Source organism: Romboutsia sp. 1001285H_161024_C4 (genome assembly GCF_015550185.1).
GTDB classification, from domain to species: Bacteria; Bacillota; Clostridia; order Peptostreptococcales; family Peptostreptococcaceae; genus Romboutsia_C; species Romboutsia_C hominis.
Map to the genome: position 1 here is coordinate 474,812 of NZ_JADNAJ010000002.1, position 16,445 is coordinate 491,256.

At 26.9% G+C, this 16,445-nt stretch carries 17 protein-coding genes and 1 other annotated feature; of the genes, 9 read left to right on the forward strand and 8 right to left on the reverse strand.

Features of this window, described 5'->3' with window-relative positions:
• Positions 1-25: 25 nt before the first annotated feature.
• Positions 26-430 carry a CBS domain-containing protein gene (locus I1959_RS05835; RefSeq protein ID WP_092924854.1) on the forward strand — a complete coding sequence of 135 codons (405 nt, stop codon included), beginning with the start codon at positions 26-28 and terminating at the stop codon, positions 428-430.
• A gap of 31 nt (positions 431-461) precedes the next feature.
• Here the strand turns inward: I1959_RS05835 and I1959_RS05840 are convergent, their stop codons facing one another.
• Both I1959_RS05840 and I1959_RS05845 read right to left on the reverse strand, forming a co-directional pair.
• On the reverse strand, positions 462-1,217 hold the full coding sequence (locus I1959_RS05840) for a peptidylprolyl isomerase (RefSeq protein ID WP_092924856.1): 756 nt from the start codon (positions 1,215-1,217) through the stop codon (positions 462-464).
• A gap of 108 nt (positions 1,218-1,325) precedes the next feature.
• Positions 1,326-1,622 carry a hypothetical protein gene (locus I1959_RS05845; protein ID WP_092924858.1) on the reverse strand — a complete coding sequence of 99 codons (297 nt, stop codon included), beginning with the start codon at positions 1,620-1,622 and terminating at the stop codon, positions 1,326-1,328.
• A gap of 279 nt (positions 1,623-1,901) precedes the next feature.
• Between I1959_RS05845 and I1959_RS05850 the strand changes: the two genes are divergently transcribed.
• Complete coding sequence (locus I1959_RS05850) at positions 1,902-2,159, forward strand: TIGR03905 family TSCPD domain-containing protein (protein ID WP_195237398.1); 258 nt, start codon at positions 1,902-1,904, stop codon at positions 2,157-2,159.
• Between the two features lie 27 nt (positions 2,160-2,186).
• Here I1959_RS05850 and I1959_RS05855 read toward each other — a convergent pair whose 3' ends face one another.
• Positions 2,187-2,639 (reverse strand): hypothetical protein, encoded by a 453-nt coding sequence (locus I1959_RS05855; RefSeq protein ID WP_092924862.1) that lies wholly within the window; start codon positions 2,637-2,639, stop codon positions 2,187-2,189.
• Positions 2,640-2,941: 302 nt separating this feature from the next.
• Here I1959_RS05855 and glpK point away from each other — a divergent pair, with 302 nt between their 5' ends.
• Positions 2,942-4,447 (forward strand): glycerol kinase GlpK, encoded by a 1,506-nt coding sequence (gene glpK, locus I1959_RS05860; protein WP_092924864.1) that lies wholly within the window; start codon positions 2,942-2,944, stop codon positions 4,445-4,447.
• Positions 4,448-4,486: 39 nt separating this feature from the next.
• Here the strand turns inward: glpK and I1959_RS05865 are convergent, their stop codons facing one another.
• Positions 4,487-4,834 (reverse strand): RidA family protein, encoded by a 348-nt coding sequence (locus I1959_RS05865; RefSeq protein ID WP_092924866.1) that lies wholly within the window; start codon positions 4,832-4,834, stop codon positions 4,487-4,489.
• A 266-nt stretch (positions 4,835-5,100) separates the two neighbouring features.
• On the opposite strand from I1959_RS05865, the gene I1959_RS05870 reads away from it, so the two are divergent.
• Positions 5,101-5,676, forward strand: a complete 576-nt coding sequence (locus I1959_RS05870; RefSeq protein ID WP_092924868.1) for a DUF3867 domain-containing protein — start codon at positions 5,101-5,103, stop codon at positions 5,674-5,676.
• Between the two features lie 69 nt (positions 5,677-5,745).
• Here I1959_RS05870 and I1959_RS05875 read toward each other — a convergent pair whose 3' ends face one another.
• From I1959_RS05875 to I1959_RS05885, 3 genes are all read right to left on the reverse strand, one after another.
• Positions 5,746-6,381, reverse strand: coding sequence for an isochorismatase family cysteine hydrolase (locus tag I1959_RS05875; RefSeq protein ID WP_195237399.1), 636 nt, complete (start codon positions 6,379-6,381; stop codon positions 5,746-5,748).
• A 184-nt stretch (positions 6,382-6,565) separates the two neighbouring features.
• Complete coding sequence (locus I1959_RS05880; protein ID WP_243239999.1) at positions 6,566-7,936, reverse strand: YjiH family protein; 1,371 nt, start codon at positions 7,934-7,936, stop codon at positions 6,566-6,568.
• Positions 7,937-7,991: 55 nt separating this feature from the next.
• Positions 7,992-8,207 (reverse strand) — a binding site (T-box leader).
• Between the two features lie 94 nt (positions 8,208-8,301).
• A complete protein-coding gene (locus I1959_RS05885; protein ID WP_195237400.1) occupies positions 8,302-10,212 on the reverse strand; it encodes an ABC-F family ATP-binding cassette domain-containing protein in 1,911 nt (636 codons plus the stop codon).
• A gap of 317 nt (positions 10,213-10,529) precedes the next feature.
• On the opposite strand from I1959_RS05885, the gene I1959_RS05890 reads away from it, so the two are divergent.
• Genes I1959_RS05890 through I1959_RS05905 form a run of 4 tightly spaced genes read left to right on the forward strand, consistent with a single transcriptional unit; the run spans position 10,530 to position 13,932 of the window.
• Positions 10,530-11,294, forward strand: a complete 765-nt coding sequence (locus tag I1959_RS05890) for a sugar phosphate isomerase/epimerase family protein (RefSeq protein WP_195237401.1) — start codon at positions 10,530-10,532, stop codon at positions 11,292-11,294.
• A 34-nt stretch (positions 11,295-11,328) separates the two neighbouring features.
• Positions 11,329-12,567: a competence/damage-inducible protein A gene (locus I1959_RS05895; protein WP_166505747.1), complete on the forward strand. Its 1,239-nt coding sequence runs from the start codon at positions 11,329-11,331 to the stop codon at positions 12,565-12,567.
• 8 nt (positions 12,568-12,575) lie between these two features.
• Complete coding sequence (locus I1959_RS05900; protein WP_195237402.1) at positions 12,576-13,355, forward strand: HAD family hydrolase; 780 nt, start codon at positions 12,576-12,578, stop codon at positions 13,353-13,355.
• Positions 13,356-13,371: 16 nt separating this feature from the next.
• Complete coding sequence (locus I1959_RS05905) at positions 13,372-13,932, forward strand: DJ-1 family glyoxalase III (RefSeq protein ID WP_092924879.1); 561 nt, start codon at positions 13,372-13,374, stop codon at positions 13,930-13,932.
• Between the two features lie 81 nt (positions 13,933-14,013).
• Here I1959_RS05905 and I1959_RS05910 read toward each other — a convergent pair whose 3' ends face one another.
• Positions 14,014-14,955 carry a TIGR01212 family radical SAM protein gene (locus I1959_RS05910; protein WP_092924880.1) on the reverse strand — a complete coding sequence of 314 codons (942 nt, stop codon included), beginning with the start codon at positions 14,953-14,955 and terminating at the stop codon, positions 14,014-14,016.
• A 179-nt stretch (positions 14,956-15,134) separates the two neighbouring features.
• Between I1959_RS05910 and I1959_RS05915 the strand changes: the two genes are divergently transcribed.
• The gene (locus I1959_RS05915; protein WP_195237407.1) at positions 15,135-16,433 is read left to right on the forward strand and encodes a VanW family protein; all 1,299 of its coding nucleotides are present in this window, start codon (positions 15,135-15,137) and stop codon (positions 16,431-16,433) included.
• Positions 16,434-16,445: the final 12 nt, after the last annotated feature.

A 16,445-nucleotide genomic window follows, 5' to 3' on the forward strand; every position in this document is an offset into this window, starting at 1 on the left:
GTTTACTTATTGGAGGTGCAGTATAGTGAATATATTATTTTTTCTAACACCTAAGAGTGAAGTTGCATATATATATGAAAACTACACTATGAGGCAAACTCTAGAGAAGATGGAATATCATAGATATTCATCTATTCCCATAATTAATGATGAGGGGAAGTATGTTGGGACTATAACAGAAGGAGATTTATTGTGGACATTAAAAAATAAATTTTCGCTAGATTTAAAGGGAGTAGAGGATATTCCTATCAAAGAAGTAAATAGAAGAAAAGACAATTCTCCTGTTGATGTTAACGCTAATATAGAAGATTTAATTTCAAAATCTATGAATCAGAACTTTGTTCCTGTTATAGACGATCAAGAAATTTTTATTGGTATAATAAAAAGAAAAGACATTATAGAGTATTGTTACAATAAATTAAAAGAATAAGATAAGACCTAGTATATACTAGGTCTTATTTTTAGTCATTTAACTTGATCATATTTCCATATTTAGATCTAAGGTCATTTAATTTTTTAGAATAAACTTCTGTTTGCTTTTGATACATTAAAGTTCTTTCTATTTCATTTTTAACTTCTTCATATTCAGATTCTCCACCTTTATTTAAATCTTCTAATTTTATTAAGTGGTATCCAAATTGAGTTTTAACAGGTCCTGCTACTTCACCTTTTTCCATATTGAATACTGCTTCTTCAAATTCTGGAACCATTTGTCCTCTAGGGAATGATCCTAAGTTTCCACCAGCTTCTTTAGAAGGGCAAGTAGAATGTTCTGATGCTGCATCTTCAAAAGATACTTCATTAGCTTTTATTTTATTTAATAAATCATTAGCTTGTTCTTCAGTTTCAACTAATATGTGCTTAGCAGTAGCTGTTTCTGGCTTATTGAATTTATCTTTATTAGCATCAAAGAAAGCCTTCTTTTCTTCTTCAGTTAAAGATATACTAGTTAATACTTTGTTTATAGCATATTGCTTTAACATATTTTCTTGAACTCTTTGTAATTCTTTTTTAAACTCTTCATCGTTATGTAATTCATTTTCTTTAGCTTCCATATAGAATAATTCTTGGTTAACTAAATCATCTAATAATTGCTTTTTACCTTGCTCACTATTAAAGTGCATAGCTTGATATGGTTCTAAGCTTTGTAGAGCACTCTCAACATCGTAGTTAGTGATTTCTTTTTCTCCAATTGTTGCTAAAACTTTTCTTTCCATAATTGTTACTCCTTTATGTAAGTTTATAATTAATATTACTTTCAATTTAAATGATATCAGAAAAAAACTTATATGTCTAACATTTCCAAATTTTATACTAAATATGTATTAATATGAAAAAGTAATAGTTATAAGTAAAAGTGATGATAGCATTCCAACGACACCTTCATTTTCATTGTATTTAAAATTTTTTATGCAAGAAACATAAAAGTATATAAATAAAAATATTAGTTTAAAAATAAGTAATATTCTGTTTTTAGAGAATAATAAATAGCTACATAAAAATAGTATAAATGCTAAGATTGTAGTTATTCTATATAATACATCTATATCTTCTATTTTATTAATAGATTTTAGAATCATTATTATATAAACTATAGATGCTGTTAAAAATAATAGAAACATAAATATTTCAATCCTCATAGCAGCAATAGAAACATAGTCGTACCAAACTATAGGCCAAAAAAATAAGAATAAAAATTTAAAATATTTATCAAGAAATTCTTTTGAAATAATAAACACATCCTTTCAAATTCAATCTATAAATAAATTAAAGCATACAAATTAATCAAATACTACCATTATTATATCTATATAAAAAAAATATATGAAATATTTATTGTTTAATTAGTATATATATTAATTAAGAAATTAATTTATAAAATATATTAAGGTGGGATAAGTATGTATAGATATTATACTAAAGGTGTATGTTCAAAGTCTATATTAATGGATATTGAAGGGAATATATTAAAAGACGTAGTTTTCGAGGGTGGATGTAGTGGAAATACTATAGGAATAAAGCATCTAGTTGAAGGTAAAGATATTGATGATATAATAAAAAATCTTGAAGATATACCATGTAAGAATAGAGGAACATCTTGCCCTGATCAATTAGCTAAAGCACTTAAAATATATAAGAAATATATTTATAATAAATAAAAAAGTCTTCTAACGAAGACTTTTTTATTACTTAGTTACAACTATAGCTATTTTAGCATCAGGATTGTAACTAACTTGAACTAATTGATTTTTCTTAAGTCCAGCAAGGTCTTCTCCACCATAGTTTATTTCTAATTTTACTGGCATTTTACCTTGTTTTATTATAGCTACGTACTCATTTTTACCTTTTTTCTCTAGACTGATTAAGTTACCAACATAAGGCTTGAAGTTTTGATATTTTTCCCCAGCTTTTTTTATGTAGAAGTAAGTCCCAAGAGCAACTAATAAGTTAACTGCAAGTATAGCCCAACCATTTATCTTAGCAACCATACCAACTATCATAATGATAACCATTAAAACAATAGGAATTATAGCTTTTTTCATAAGTAGTTTGCCCATTATTTCATTAGCTCTTTTTTCAGGGCCAGTCATTGTTTTTGATCTAGCAAATGATTCTGCGAATTTGTCTTTTAAGCCCATATTAATCCTCCTAATTTAATTAATATTAGATATAATAACGATGTCATGCTTGAAACTTAAAGGTCATTACATTTATATTATGTACAAGTTTGTTATTAAAATTTATATTCAAGCAAAGCAAAATATATTAATTATTTTATCATATAATTAAAAAAAAGGAAATAAATGAGTTATAAAAACTTGATAAATATATATAGTAGTATAAATTAACATAATCTCATTCTTTAATAATATAATTTAGCTATTTTGTTTATTGTGGTAATATATATGTATATATTCATTAATAAAGTAAGGAGATTAATATGGAAAAGAAATATATAATATCTCTAGATCAAGGCACAACAAGTTCAAGAGCTATATTGTTTGATGAAAATGGAGAAATAGTAAGTAAATCGCAAAAAGAATTTACTCAAATATATAAACAATCTGGATGGGTAGAACATGATCCTATGGAAATATGGGGAACTCAAAGTGGGGTAATGAGAGAAGTAATAGAAACTAAGGGTATAAGACCGGAAGAAATTGCTGCAATAGGAATAACTAATCAAAGAGAAACTACTATAGTATGGGATAAAAATACAGGAAAACCTATATATAATGCAATAGTTTGGCAGTGTAGAAGAACATCAGATATATGTAAAGAATTAAAAGACAAAGGATTAGAAGAAATAATAAAAGATAAAACAGGTCTTTTAATAGATGCTTATTTTTCAGCTACTAAAGTAAAATGGATATTAGACAATGTAGAAGGCGCGAGAAAAAAAGCAAATAATGGTGAATTACTATTTGGAACTGTTGACACTTGGCTTATATGGAATTTAACTAGGGGAAAAGTTCATGCTACAGATTACTCTAATGCATCGAGAACTATGATGTATAATATAAAAGAGCTAAAGTGGGATGAAGATATATTAAAAGAGCTTGATATACCAAAATCAATGCTCCCAAATGTATATCCATCTAGTTATGTATATGGACATACTGATTCTATGATGATGGCAGGTGCAGAAATTCCAATATCAGGATGTGCAGGGGATCAACAAGCTGCATTGTTTGGACAAACATGTTTTGAAAAGGGAAGTGCAAAAAATACTTATGGTACAGGTTGTTTTTTACTTATGAACATAGGTGAAGAAATAGTTAAATCTAGAAATGGTTTAATAACAACTATAGCTTGGGGGATAGACAATAAAATTACTTATGCATTAGAGGGAAGTATATTTATGGGAGGTGCCTCTATTCAGTGGCTTAGAGATGAATTAAGAATGATAAAAGAAGCTAAGGATAGTGAAAGTTATGCATCAAAGGTTGATGATACCAATGGAGTATATGTTGTTCCGGCATTTACAGGTCTTGGAGCACCTTACTGGGATATGTATGCTAGAGGAACCATTGTAGGTTTAAGTAGAGGAGCTAAAAAAGAACATATAATAAGAGCTACTTTAGAATCTATAGCATATCAAACTAAAGATGTATTAAATGCTATGGAACAAGATTCAAATATAAATCTTAAGTTTTTAAAGGTAGATGGAGGAGCAAGTAGCAATAATTTTTTAATGCAATTTCAATCAGATATATTAGATGTAAATATAGATAGACCAAAGGTTATAGAAACAACAGCACTAGGAGCTGCTTATCTGGCAGGACTTTCGGTAGGATTTTATAAAAGTAAGAATGATATAAAGGTTAAGTGGGGAGTTGATAAAGAGTTTACTCCTAAAATGGATAAATGCAAAAAGGAGAAATTATATAAAACCTGGAAAAAAGCTGTAAAAAGAGCTATGGAGTGGGAAGAAGAAGAGGAATAAAAAAGATGGTATTAAACCATCTTTTTTATTTATGTTATATTACTCCTTTATAGCAGCTACAACACTCATCTCAACAAGAAGACATTCTCTAGCCATCTTAGCTTCAACACATGCTCTAGCTGGAGCAAATCCTTCTTCAATCCAAGCATCCCAAACAGAGTTCATATCAGCAAAATCTTTCATATCTTTTATATATATAGTAACTGATAACATATGATTTTTATCTGAACCATACTTGTTTAATAAATCTTCTATTTTCTCTAATACTTTAGCTGTTTGCTCCTTTATATCACCTTCAGCATGAACTTGACCACATAAGTAAAGAGTATTATTGTGAACAACAGCTTTACTCATTCTTTCAGTTGTTTCAAATCTTTTTATTTCCATAATTTTACCTCCAAGTTAAAAATATTCCAATAAATCACATTACATATAAAAATATATCATATAAAGTAAAATTATTAAACAATTAAGTGAAATAAATTCCAATTCTAATATAGATAAACATAAGATGTATATGATGATAAGTTAAATAATAAATGGAGAGTTTTTATTTATTGAAATTGGTCAAATATATTATATAAATAATAATTTAAAACTATATAAATATGTTATAATCATATACAAGTAAAGATTTTTAAAGGAGGATAAATATGTCTGACGATAGAGTGATAGATTTTAACAATTTAAAAAACAAGGCTAAAGATTCTGATGTAGATAAGTTTGAACAGTATATATATAATTTATATTTTTCAGTAATGGATGGAAGTATGACAATGGCTGAATTTTCTAAGAAGATATTTGATTATATGAAGGATAATAATATATCTTATGAGAAGTTTATGAATATACAAAAAAAATTTATGGAAAGATATGGTATGAATCCTCAAGAAGTAGAAGATCAACTTAAAAATTTTGGAATAGATCCAGCAAATTTAGACATGTCTAATATTAGTGAAGAGAGTATAAATTCTATAAAGAATACAACATCATTTTATGAAAAATATGCTAATAAAATACAAACTAAAGGTTGTGTAACTACTTATATAAAAAATGATACAAATGATATAGAAGTTATAATAGATAAAGAAAAAGTTACATTATGTAGTAGTAAGAAAATAAATTTAGTTGATGCTGAGTTAAATGAATTTTTACTAGGATATAAAAATGTATTTAATAATAAAATAAAAGTAGTACTTTGTGAAAATTGTACAGAGTATGACTATTAATAAAAAATTCGCTTCATCTCATAATAAAAAAAGTGTATGATTAATTTTACTTAATCATACACTTTTTTATTAATAATTTATAGTTTTTACAACTTCTATTCCATTTTGTAGCATACTATTTAAAAATACTATGTTTAGAAGATTTGCAGGATGAACTTCGCTATCATATGTATCTACTAAATCAATAGGAACTATAATATTTTTACTTATATTATTTTGATTAAAGTATGACTTTAACGTTATTGCAAATTGATATACACATATATCTGTACAATCCCCTACAACTATTATATTTTTAGTATTTGAAAAATTTATATCTTTTAATGTGAAAAAGGCATTAGTAGAGTTTTTCGGAATAACTTTGATGTTTTCTATAGACTTAAGTTCATCTATTATATCACTTTCAAAACTATCTACCATACAGTGAGGAGGATAACTTAAAAGTTCTATAGAATCAGTAGTATGACAATCTGTAAAGGCAGTTATATTAGACACTTTATTAGATAAATATTTTGTAAAATTATAAATAGGATTTATCAAAGCATTTATCCTAGGTGAATAAAGGGAACCACCTTTTGCAAATCCATTATTCATGTCAACTATAAATAACTCAGTTTCATTTAGATTTAAATCATTAATATTTTTAGATTTAATGTTATCAATATTGTTTTTAATAGATTTTAATTCATTTAATAGATTTTCCATAATACACCCCTTATATATAAACTAATTATAGTTATTTTACATATATATAATACAGGTGTCAAGACATAAAAGAGCTATCTTCAAAGTTGAAGATAGCTCTTTAGAGGAATTAGTTATCTGCTAAAAGGTCAAATACATTCCTCTTAATATATATTATGCACTTTATATATAAATTGATACTAATTTAGAATAATAGATTAGCTATTAAAGTTATAATTGGTAGTGCTATAGCTGTACGTATTAAGAAGATAATAAATAAATCTTTTAGGTTTAATGGTATATCTGATTTTAATATTACAGCTCCAGTTTCAGTTAAAAATATTAATTGACTTATAGATAAAGCACCTATTATAAATTGAGTTATTTGGCTAACTCCATCTCCAGATACCATAATAGATGGTAAAAACATATCTGTAAATCCGACTAATACAGCAGGAGCTGCTATATGAGCATCAGGTATTTGTAATAAGTTTAAGACATAAACTATAGGTAAAGATATTATATTAAATACTGGTGTAAACTCTGCAGCTATAAGTGCTAATGTCCCCCAAGCCATAACTAAAGGAAGTAATCCTAAGTACATGTCTATAACAGTTTTTATTCCTTGTATTATAATAGTATTAAAAGAAGGTGCATTTTCTGCTCTATATAAAGCTTTTTCAAAAGCAAATTCAAAAACATTTTTACCACTAGGAACTAATTCTTCCTTTAAATGAGCCACTCCGTTATAAGTAGAATCACTAAACTTATTTAATGGATATATACGAGGCATTATAAGTGCACAAGCTAGTGATGCAATACAAACTGTTCCATAAAATGGTACAAACATTGACATAAGCCCAAGTTGATCTGCTATAACTGTAGAAAATGGCAGTGACACTAAAGAGAAACAAACAGATATTATAACAGCTTCTTTAGTAGTGTAATAACCTTGTTTATACTGAGTGCTAGTAATCATAACTCCTAAAGTACCATCTCCTAGCCAAGAAGAAACAGCATCTACAGCAGCACGACCAGGAACTTTAAATAATTTATACATAAATTTAGATATTAAAGTTCCAAGTAAATCCATAAGACCAAAGTCAACCACTAAAGGTAAGAAGAAACCTGATACTAAAAATATTGCAAGAAGACTTGGTAAAAGTCCTATTATTGTTTGACCAGTAACATCAGATATTATAACTTTAGGACCTACATTAAATAAAGTCATAGTTATAAATATAGAACCAAGTATTCTACATAATAGCCAAAATGGAGAGACATTTAAAACACTATTTAAAAACTCATTTTTTATATTTATAAATTTACTCAATATAGATAAAATAGCAGAAGTAATAATAACAACTAAGGCTATGTTTAACATATAATCAGCAAAAACTATTTTTATAAGCTCAGCAATAAATCCTATCCCAATATTTATAGAAGATAATCCTTCTAAAGGAATCATACTACCATAAGGTAGTGGAATAACAAATAATAATAAACCAAATAATGACGGTATTAAAAATTTAAAAAAACTACTTTTCGATGTAGAACCTACTAAATTTCCTTGCATAAATCAAACCTCCTAAATTAAATTTAAATATTAAAAAAGTCCCTTGGTCAAAAGACCAAGAGACGAAAATTCCGCGTTACCACTCTTATTAATAATATATGCGCATATATTACTCACTTAAGTCTCGTAAGGTGAGATATCCCGATTACCATACTTAGTTTCAGATAATCTTCTCCAAAGCTCTCTTCGATTAAACTTCAATGCCAAGCTTCCACCATCCTCGGCTCTCTATAAAATTCATTTAATGTACTCTCTTTTTCATTGAATTTATATTATTTATTTTCTATAATCTTAAAATAAATAATTTTAAATGTCAACAATTTTATTTCGTAAAATTAAAATATTTAGAAAATTTTTATTAATAATTAGTTTTTGCTATTTTCTATTTCTTCGGCTAGATTATTTAAATATTCCCATCTCTCATATTTAAATTCTAGTTCTTTTTCAAGATTAGCTTTTTCATCAAGAACTTCTTGAAGTTTAACAAAGTCAGTTGCATATTTAGTAGAATCACTTTCTAATTGTTCGATTTTTTGTTCTAATTTTTCTATATCAGAATCTATAGTTTCGAACTCTCTTTGTTCGTTATATGAGAACTTAAGTTTTTTGGCTGATTTAGGTTTTTCTTTCTTAGGAGTAGAGTTTTCTTTTATAATTTTTTCATCTTCAAATTCTATACCTTGTACTTCCTTATAAACCTGATAATCACTATAGTTACCAGTATATATATGAATATTTCCCATACCTTCATATGCAAATATTTTATTACATATTCTATCTAAGAAGTATCTATCATGAGATACTGTTATAACAACACCTCTAAATTCATCTAAATAATCTTCTAGTCTATTTAGTGTTTCTATATCTAAATCGTTCGTAGGTTCGTCTAATAATAGTACGTTAGGTGCAGTCATTAGGGTTCTAAGTAGATGAAGTCTACGTCTTTCTCCACCAGATAATTTATTTATTAAACTATACTGAAGTGTTGAGTTAAATAAAAATCTTTCACACATTTGAGAGGCTGATATTTTACTTCCATCAGAAGTTTCTATATAATCACTTCCTTCTTTAACATAATCTATAGCTCTCATATCAGGATGCATGTGAGAGTCATCTTGTGAGAAACATCCAATTTTAACAGTTTCACCAACTTCTATATGACCGCTATCGGGTCTTAATTTACCATTTAATATATTAATTAATGTTGATTTACCCATACCATTTTTACCAACAATACCTATTCTATCAGTACGAGCTAGAGTATAGTCTAAGTTATTTATAAGGCATTTACCATCAAAAGACTTAGATATATTGTGTATTTCTATTATTTTATTACCAAGTCTAGTAGAACCAACAGATATATCCATTTGCTCATCTGGTTTTATAATGTCTTGATTAACTAAGTCGTCAAAACGTTGAAGTCTAGCTTTTTGCTTAGTAGTACGAGCTTTAGCACCACGTCTAACCCATGCAAGTTCCTTTCTCATTAAATTTTGACGCTTTTCTTCCATACTAGCTTCAAGTGCAAGTCTTTCCATCTTTTTTTCTAAGAATAAAGAGTAGTTACCATCATAACTAAATAATCTACCTTTATCTAATTCAATTATTCTATTAGAAACTCTATCTAAGAAATATCTATCGTGAGTTATCATTACTAGTGACCCACGTCTAGAATTTAGATATTCTTCTAAATAATCGATAGTTTCATTATCTAAGTGGTTAGTAGGTTCATCAAGTATTAATAAATCACAAGGAGTTATAAGTGCTGAAGCTAGTGATATTCTTTTTCTTTGACCACCAGATAGCTCTTTTACCTTTTGACTAAAATTAGTTATGCCAAGTTTTGTTAAAATCATCTTAGCTTCACTTTCTAAATCCCAAAGACCAAGCGTATCTATTTTTTCTTGTAGAGATATTAGCTTATTGTTTATATCTTCATTGTAAGCTTTATTAAGTTTATCAAGAGTTTCTTGATATTCTAATAAAAGTTTCATTTCGCTAGATGTACCTTTAAATACTTGCTGCAATACAGTGAACTCTTCATTGTAGTCAGGATTTTGAGGTAGATATTCAACTCTAACTCTATTAGCTTTAGTAACAGTACCACTATCTGGAACTTCAACTCCTGCTATTATTTTGAGTAATGTAGATTTACCAGTACCATTAACACCTATAATACCTATTTTTTCTCCTTCATTAATACCAAAGGATATATTTTCTAGCAATGTTTTTTCCGAATAACTTTTACATATATTTTCTAAAGTCATTAAATTCATAAAATCACCTAAATTCATATTAATTTTGATAATAGATTTTTTATTTAAATAAATCTATATAAGAGATTATATTTATGCATGTTTAATAAACTATTAAATATAGACATTAAAACCAAAAATAATCTATATAAATTACATGATGAGGTAAATAGTTATTAACTAAATTAATTTTACATGTAAAAATAATAGAGTATAATCTATATAAAGAAGTGAAACTTAAAATGCATATAATATAATTTGAGAAAAACATAATTATATTATATCTTATAAGTGTTAAATATACTAAGGTATTTTAAATAGAAAATGGGGGATAAGCGATGGATATATATATATCACAATTAGACGAAACACAAAAGATACTTAAAATTATTAAAAAATACAATGTGGGATTAGAAGTTGTTCAATTTGCAAGTCCTTATATACTTGATGATAAAGACATGTATTTACAAACATATAAAGATGAAATAAAAGATATATATGGAAAAACTAATATATCAATACATGGACCTTATGCAGATTTATCTGTAGGAAGCAGAGATAGAGATATAGTAAAAGTAACTAAAAAAAGATTAAATGAAGGGTATAGTATAGCTAAAGAACTAGGTGCTAAAAAAATAGTATATCATAATGGATATACACCAAATACATACACTAAGGAAGAATGGCTTAATAATGCAATAACCTTTTGGAATGATTTTTTAGCAGATAAAGATGACAATATAGACATACATATCGAAAACACTATGGAAGAAGATTATCTTTTTATAAAAGAGTTAGTTGATAATGTAAATCATAAAAATTTTTCAGTATGCTTAGATATAGGTCATGTAAATGTATTTTCTAATATAAGTGTTAATGAATGGTTAGAAGGATTGGGAGATAGAATTAAGCACTTTCATATACACAATAATTATGGGTCAAAAGATAGCCACAGTAGTATAGAAAGTGGTAATATAAATATAATAGAACTTATAAAATACATAAACAAAAATTTAAAAAATTCAAGTATATCTTTAGAAATAGTTGATACAAATGAACTAATAAATTCTTTAGAAATACTTAAAAAAAATGGATTATTATAGTATTAATAAAACAAAACTGGTCAGGGTGATGAAGATGAAAGCTGAAATAATAACAGTAGGAACAGAAATACTTCTTGGGGATATAATAAATACTAATTCTCAATATTTAGCAAAAGAATTAGCAAGTATAGGAGTAGATGTATACTACCAAAGTAGTGTAGGAGACAATGAAGAAAGACTTTTAAAATCATTTGAGGAAAGTTTAGGTAGAAGTGATATTGTTATAACTACAGGAGGACTTGGTCCAACTAGCGATGATATAACTAAAGAGGTGGCTTGTAAATTTTTTAATCAAACACCAGTACTTCATAAGCCATCACTTCAAAATATAGAAAAATATTTTAAAAAGATGAATATAGAGATAAGTGATAGTAATAAAAAACAAGCTTATTTCCCAGAAAATGCTATGGTACTAGAGAATAAAAATGGTACAGCACCAGGTGCAATACTAAAAAATAATAATAAAATTATAATAATACTTCCAGGACCGCCTAAGGAAATGAAGCCTATGTTTGAGGAATTTGTTAAGCCATATCTACAAGATAAAACTAAAAGTGTATTAATGTCAAAGAATATAAAAATACTTGGTATGGGAGAGTCTTTGGTAGAAAAAAATTTAATAGATATCATAAAAGAACAAAATAATCCAACAATAGCGCCATATGTAAAAGAAGGAGAAGTTAGTCTTAGAATAACAGCAAAAGCTAAAACTAAAAATGAAGCAAGTAGTTTAATAGAACCTTTTGTAGATAAAATCAAAGAAAGGCTTGGAAATTGCATATATGCAGTAGGAGACATAAATTTAGAAGATGTTATAGCTAATATGTTAATAGATAAAAATATGACCATATCAGTAGCAGAATCTTGTACTGGTGGTATGGTAAGTTCAACTCTTATAAATTACCCAGGAATATCTAAAGTTTTCGTTGAAGGATGTGTTACATACTCAAATGAAGCTAAGAGAGAAAGGTTAGGTGTTAAAAAAGAAACTTTAGATAAATATGGAGCAGTAAGTGAAGAGACAGCAAAAGAGATGGCTTATGGCATAGCAAGTAAATTTAATACTAATATCGGAATATCAACAACAGGTATTGCAGGTCCTGATGGAGGAAGTGAAAAAAAACCGGTAGGACTTGTATATATGGGTATATATATAAATGGTAAAACATATGCTATAGGTCAAATTTTTAATGGTGATAGACAAATGATAAGGTTAAGGGCTACTAAAACTATACTCAATGAATTAAGACTAAAATTATTAGAGCTATCTTAGGAGGACATATGATAAAGTATATATTTTGTGATTTAGATGGAACTTTATATAATGGACATATAGATGATAGAGATATTTATGAGATAAATAAAGTTCAGAAGGAAGATGTAGTATTTAACATAGCAACAGGTAGAATATTTCCACATGCATTAAATATTATAGATAATCAGATTGAAATAAAAGGTTACTATATATGCGAAAATGGATCTTATATTTATAATAAAGATAAAGCATTAGTATTTAAGGGTACTATAGATGATGAGATAGTTAGAAAAGTTATAGCTAGATTTGAGTCAAATGATGCAAAATTATATTTTAAGTATAATCAAACTGTAATACTATGCGAAGAATGTAATGTATTTAGTAAGTATACTAATAATTATATCCTTGATAAAGAATTTATCCATAGAAAAAGTTTTGATAATCTAATAGGAAATATAGGTGTAGTATCAGAAAATATAGAAGAGCTAAGCAAAATAGAAATAGACTTAAAAGCAGAGTTTAATGAAGTATTAGATATATATTTTTCATCAGAAAATACGTTAAATATTACTCCTAAAAACGTATCTAAGAGAAAGGGTATAGAGTATATATGTAAATCTTTAGGGATAAAAGAAGATGAAATATCTACTATAGGTGATTCTCCTAATGACATAAATATGTTAAGTGGAGTAAAATATAGCTTTGCAATGAAAAATTCTAGAGATAGCGTAAAAGAACATGCAAACTATATTGTAGATAGTGTAGCTGAAGCTATAAAAATAATAAATGACATAAATTGCAAATAAGAAGGAGGATTACATAATGAAAAAGGTATTAGTTATGTTAGCAGATGGATTTGAAGAAATAGAGGCAATATCAGTGGTAGATGTATTAAGAAGAGCAAATGTTGTATGTGATATGTGCTCAATAAAAAAAGAATACGTAAGAGGAACTCATGATATAGTTTTAAAATCAGATTGTAGTATAGATGATATAAATGTTAATGAGTATGATGCCATAGTGCTTCCAGGTGGTTTACCAGGTGCTACAAATTTAAAAGACGAAAGAGTTAAAGATTTTGTACAAAAGTTACATAAATCAGGTAAAATAGTAGCAGCAATATGTGCAGCACCAGAAACATTAGAAGAATTTGAAGTATTAAAAAACAGAAAGTGTACATCTTATCCAGGATTTATAAAGGATAAATCTAGTGTATCTTATGTAGAAGAAATAGTAGTAAGAGATGAAAATATAATAACTAGTAGAGGACCAGCAACAGCTATTGAGTTTTCTTTAGAACTACTTAAAGCATTAGGGTATGAAGAAAAAGCGAAAGAAATAAGAGAGGAAATGTTAGTTAATTTTTATAATAAAAATGCTTAACAAAAATATTTAAAAAAGGATATGTAAACTTGCTTTAGCAAGTTTACATATCCTTTTTTTAGTAAATAAATATCTACAATTTTATTTATTATTAAATTTAATACCTTGATAAGAGTCACGTCTTTTTAGCTCTGCATCTATATCATTTAGTACTTCCCATTTTTTTAAACTCCATAAAGGCCCGACAAGTTCATCTCTTTTACCGTCACCTGTTAATCTATGAACTATCATAGTATCAGGAAGTATTTCTAGTTGATCACATACAAGTTTTATATATTCATCTTTATCCATTAGATTAAGCATGCCATTTTGAAGCATTTTTTCCATAGGAGTATCTTTTATTACATGAAGAAGGTGTATTTTTATACCATCAACACCCATATTTGCAACTGCTTTAGCAGTTTCCATCATCATATCATAATCTTCTCCAGGAAGTCCATTTATTATATGAACGACAACTTTTATATTTCTAGCTTTTAACTTTTCAACACCTTTTAAAAATTCTTCATAATCATGACCTCTATTTATAAGTTTAGATGTTTTATCATGAATAGTTTGAAGCCCTAACTCAACCCAAAGATTAGTCTTTTGATTTAACTCATCTAAATAATCAACAACATCATCAGGAAGACAATCAGGTCTCGTAGATATAGAAAGACCTATGACATCATCAAGTTCTAATATTGTTTCATATTTTTCTTTTAAAACCTCTAAAGGAGCATAAGTATTAGTATATGCTTGGAAGTATCCTATATATTTAGCTGATGGCCATTTTTTATGCATCATTTCTTTTATATCATTAAACTGTTTTATAAGATTATCCTTTGGATTTCCAGCGAAATCTCCAGAACCTTCTTTACTACAATAAGTACATCCACCATAAGAAACCTTACCATCTATATTAGGACAAGTAAAACCTGCATTTATAGAAACTTTGAAAACTTTCTCGCCAAATGTATTTCTAAGATAATAATTCCATGTATGGTATCTTTTGTTATCAAAAGCATATTTAAACTTCGTCAAATTTATCACCTTTTCTAATCAATATAATTTATATCTATCTATATTACCATAAAAAAAGTATATGTACAAACTAGAATAACTAGTCTAAAAATAAGAATTACAATACTGTTACATAAAATTTAGAATACAAATAACATCTCTTTAATAATATTTATTAACAAAGTATTAGGGGGGCAAAAATGAGTAGTAATAAAGAAGAAAAATCATATAAAGAGATAATAAAAGAATGCTTAAATACTATAAAAAGCAAAATAAATGGTATAACTAAAAAACAATGTATAATAATCATAGTTTTTTTTGTTATATCATTATGTGTGTGCATAAATATAGTTGTAGCTAAGTATGACAAAAGAGTTTACCCAGGAGTTAGTATATACCAAGAAGACATATCTGGAATGAATTATAATGAACTAAGAGAAAAGTTAGAGGTATTAAAAAAAGAAATAAATGAAAAAGAGGTGAAAATAAAAATAAAAAAAAATACATATGTACTTAGTATGAATGACATTGTATCAAATTATAATACAGATAAATTATATGAAGATATAGTTAATGAAAATAAAAATAAAAATATATTAGAAAAATTTATGACTATAATAAAAAACAAAGAAAAAAATTATAAGTTTAACATAGATATAAATGAAGATAAGATAGTAAGATGTGGATATATTATAGATAAAGAAAATTCTAAAAAGCCACTAGAACCTAAAGTAATTATAGACAATGAAGTTGTAACATTGAAAGAAGGTAAAACTGGTAAAAGATTAGATTTAAATAGACTTGTAAAAAATATTTTATATAACATTAATAATGAAAATATATACAGAGAGGACATGGTTATAAACTGTAAAGAAATAAATGAACTGCCTACAATAAAAATAAATAGTTTAAAGAATATTAATCATAAGATATCATCATACTCAACTTCATATGCATCAGGTGGAGGAAGAGGAGATAATATAGAAGTTGCAGCAAAAAAAATAGATGATTTATTACTTATGCCAGGAGAAGAATTTTCATATGAAAAAGCTTTGGGACAAATAGATAGAGAAAATGGATATAAAAATGCACCTGTAATAATAAATGGAGATTTAAAAGATGGAATTGGTGGTGGTGTATGTCAAGTTTCATCAACGTTATATAATACTCAATTAAAGTCTGGAATACTACCTACAGAGAGAAGAAACCATTCAAAGCCAGTTAGCTATGTGCCAAGAGGATTAGATGCTACATTAGCTACAGGGAGTATAGATTATAAGTTTAAAAATACTTTAGAATATCCAATAGTTATAAATACTAAAACAAGTAATAACTTATTAACTATAGAATTTTGGTCAAATGAAAAAGCTTTAGATGGAATAGAGTATGAAGCTGTAGGGTATTCTAGTGGAAAAGTAGCTAATACGTATTTGTATGGATATAATGAGAAAGGGAAAAAAGTATATGAAAAACATATAGATACTAGTGTATATAGATAAAAAGAGGAGAAT

Bases quoted from the DNA above. Each gene is read 5' to 3' on its own strand.
- I1959_RS05880 (WP_243239999.1), bottom strand. From the start codon at position 7,936: ATGCAAGGAAATTTAGTAGGTTCTACATCGAAAAGTAGTTTTTTTAAA.
- I1959_RS05865 (WP_092924866.1), bottom strand. From the start codon at position 4,834: ATGGAAATAAAAAGATTTGAAACAACTGAAAGAATGAGTAAAGCTGTT.
- I1959_RS05845 (WP_092924858.1), bottom strand. From the start codon at position 1,622: ATGTTTCTATTATTTTTAACAGCATCTATAGTTTATATAATAATGATT.
- I1959_RS05885 (WP_195237400.1), bottom strand. From the start codon at position 10,212: ATGAATTTAATGACTTTAGAAAATATATGTAAAAGTTATTCGGAAAAA.
- I1959_RS05900 (WP_195237402.1), top strand. From the start codon at position 12,576: ATGATAAAGTATATATTTTGTGATTTAGATGGAACTTTATATAATGGA.
- I1959_RS05840 (WP_092924856.1), bottom strand. From the start codon at position 1,217: ATGGAAAGAAAAGTTTTAGCAACAATTGGAGAAAAAGAAATCACTAAC.
- I1959_RS05890 (WP_195237401.1), top strand. From the start codon at position 10,530: ATGGATATATATATATCACAATTAGACGAAACACAAAAGATACTTAAA.
- I1959_RS05915 (WP_195237407.1), top strand. From the start codon at position 15,135: ATGAGTAGTAATAAAGAAGAAAAATCATATAAAGAGATAATAAAAGAA.
- I1959_RS05850 (WP_195237398.1), top strand. From the start codon at position 1,902: ATGTATAGATATTATACTAAAGGTGTATGTTCAAAGTCTATATTAATG.
- I1959_RS05875 (WP_195237399.1), bottom strand. From the start codon at position 6,381: ATGGAAAATCTATTAAATGAATTAAAATCTATTAAAAACAATATTGAT.
- I1959_RS05905 (WP_092924879.1), top strand. From the start codon at position 13,372: ATGAAAAAGGTATTAGTTATGTTAGCAGATGGATTTGAAGAAATAGAG.
- glpK (WP_092924864.1), top strand. From the start codon at position 2,942: ATGGAAAAGAAATATATAATATCTCTAGATCAAGGCACAACAAGTTCA.
- I1959_RS05855 (WP_092924862.1), bottom strand. From the start codon at position 2,639: ATGGGCTTAAAAGACAAATTCGCAGAATCATTTGCTAGATCAAAAACA.
- I1959_RS05895 (WP_166505747.1), top strand. From the start codon at position 11,329: ATGAAAGCTGAAATAATAACAGTAGGAACAGAAATACTTCTTGGGGAT.
- I1959_RS05870 (WP_092924868.1), top strand. From the start codon at position 5,101: ATGTCTGACGATAGAGTGATAGATTTTAACAATTTAAAAAACAAGGCT.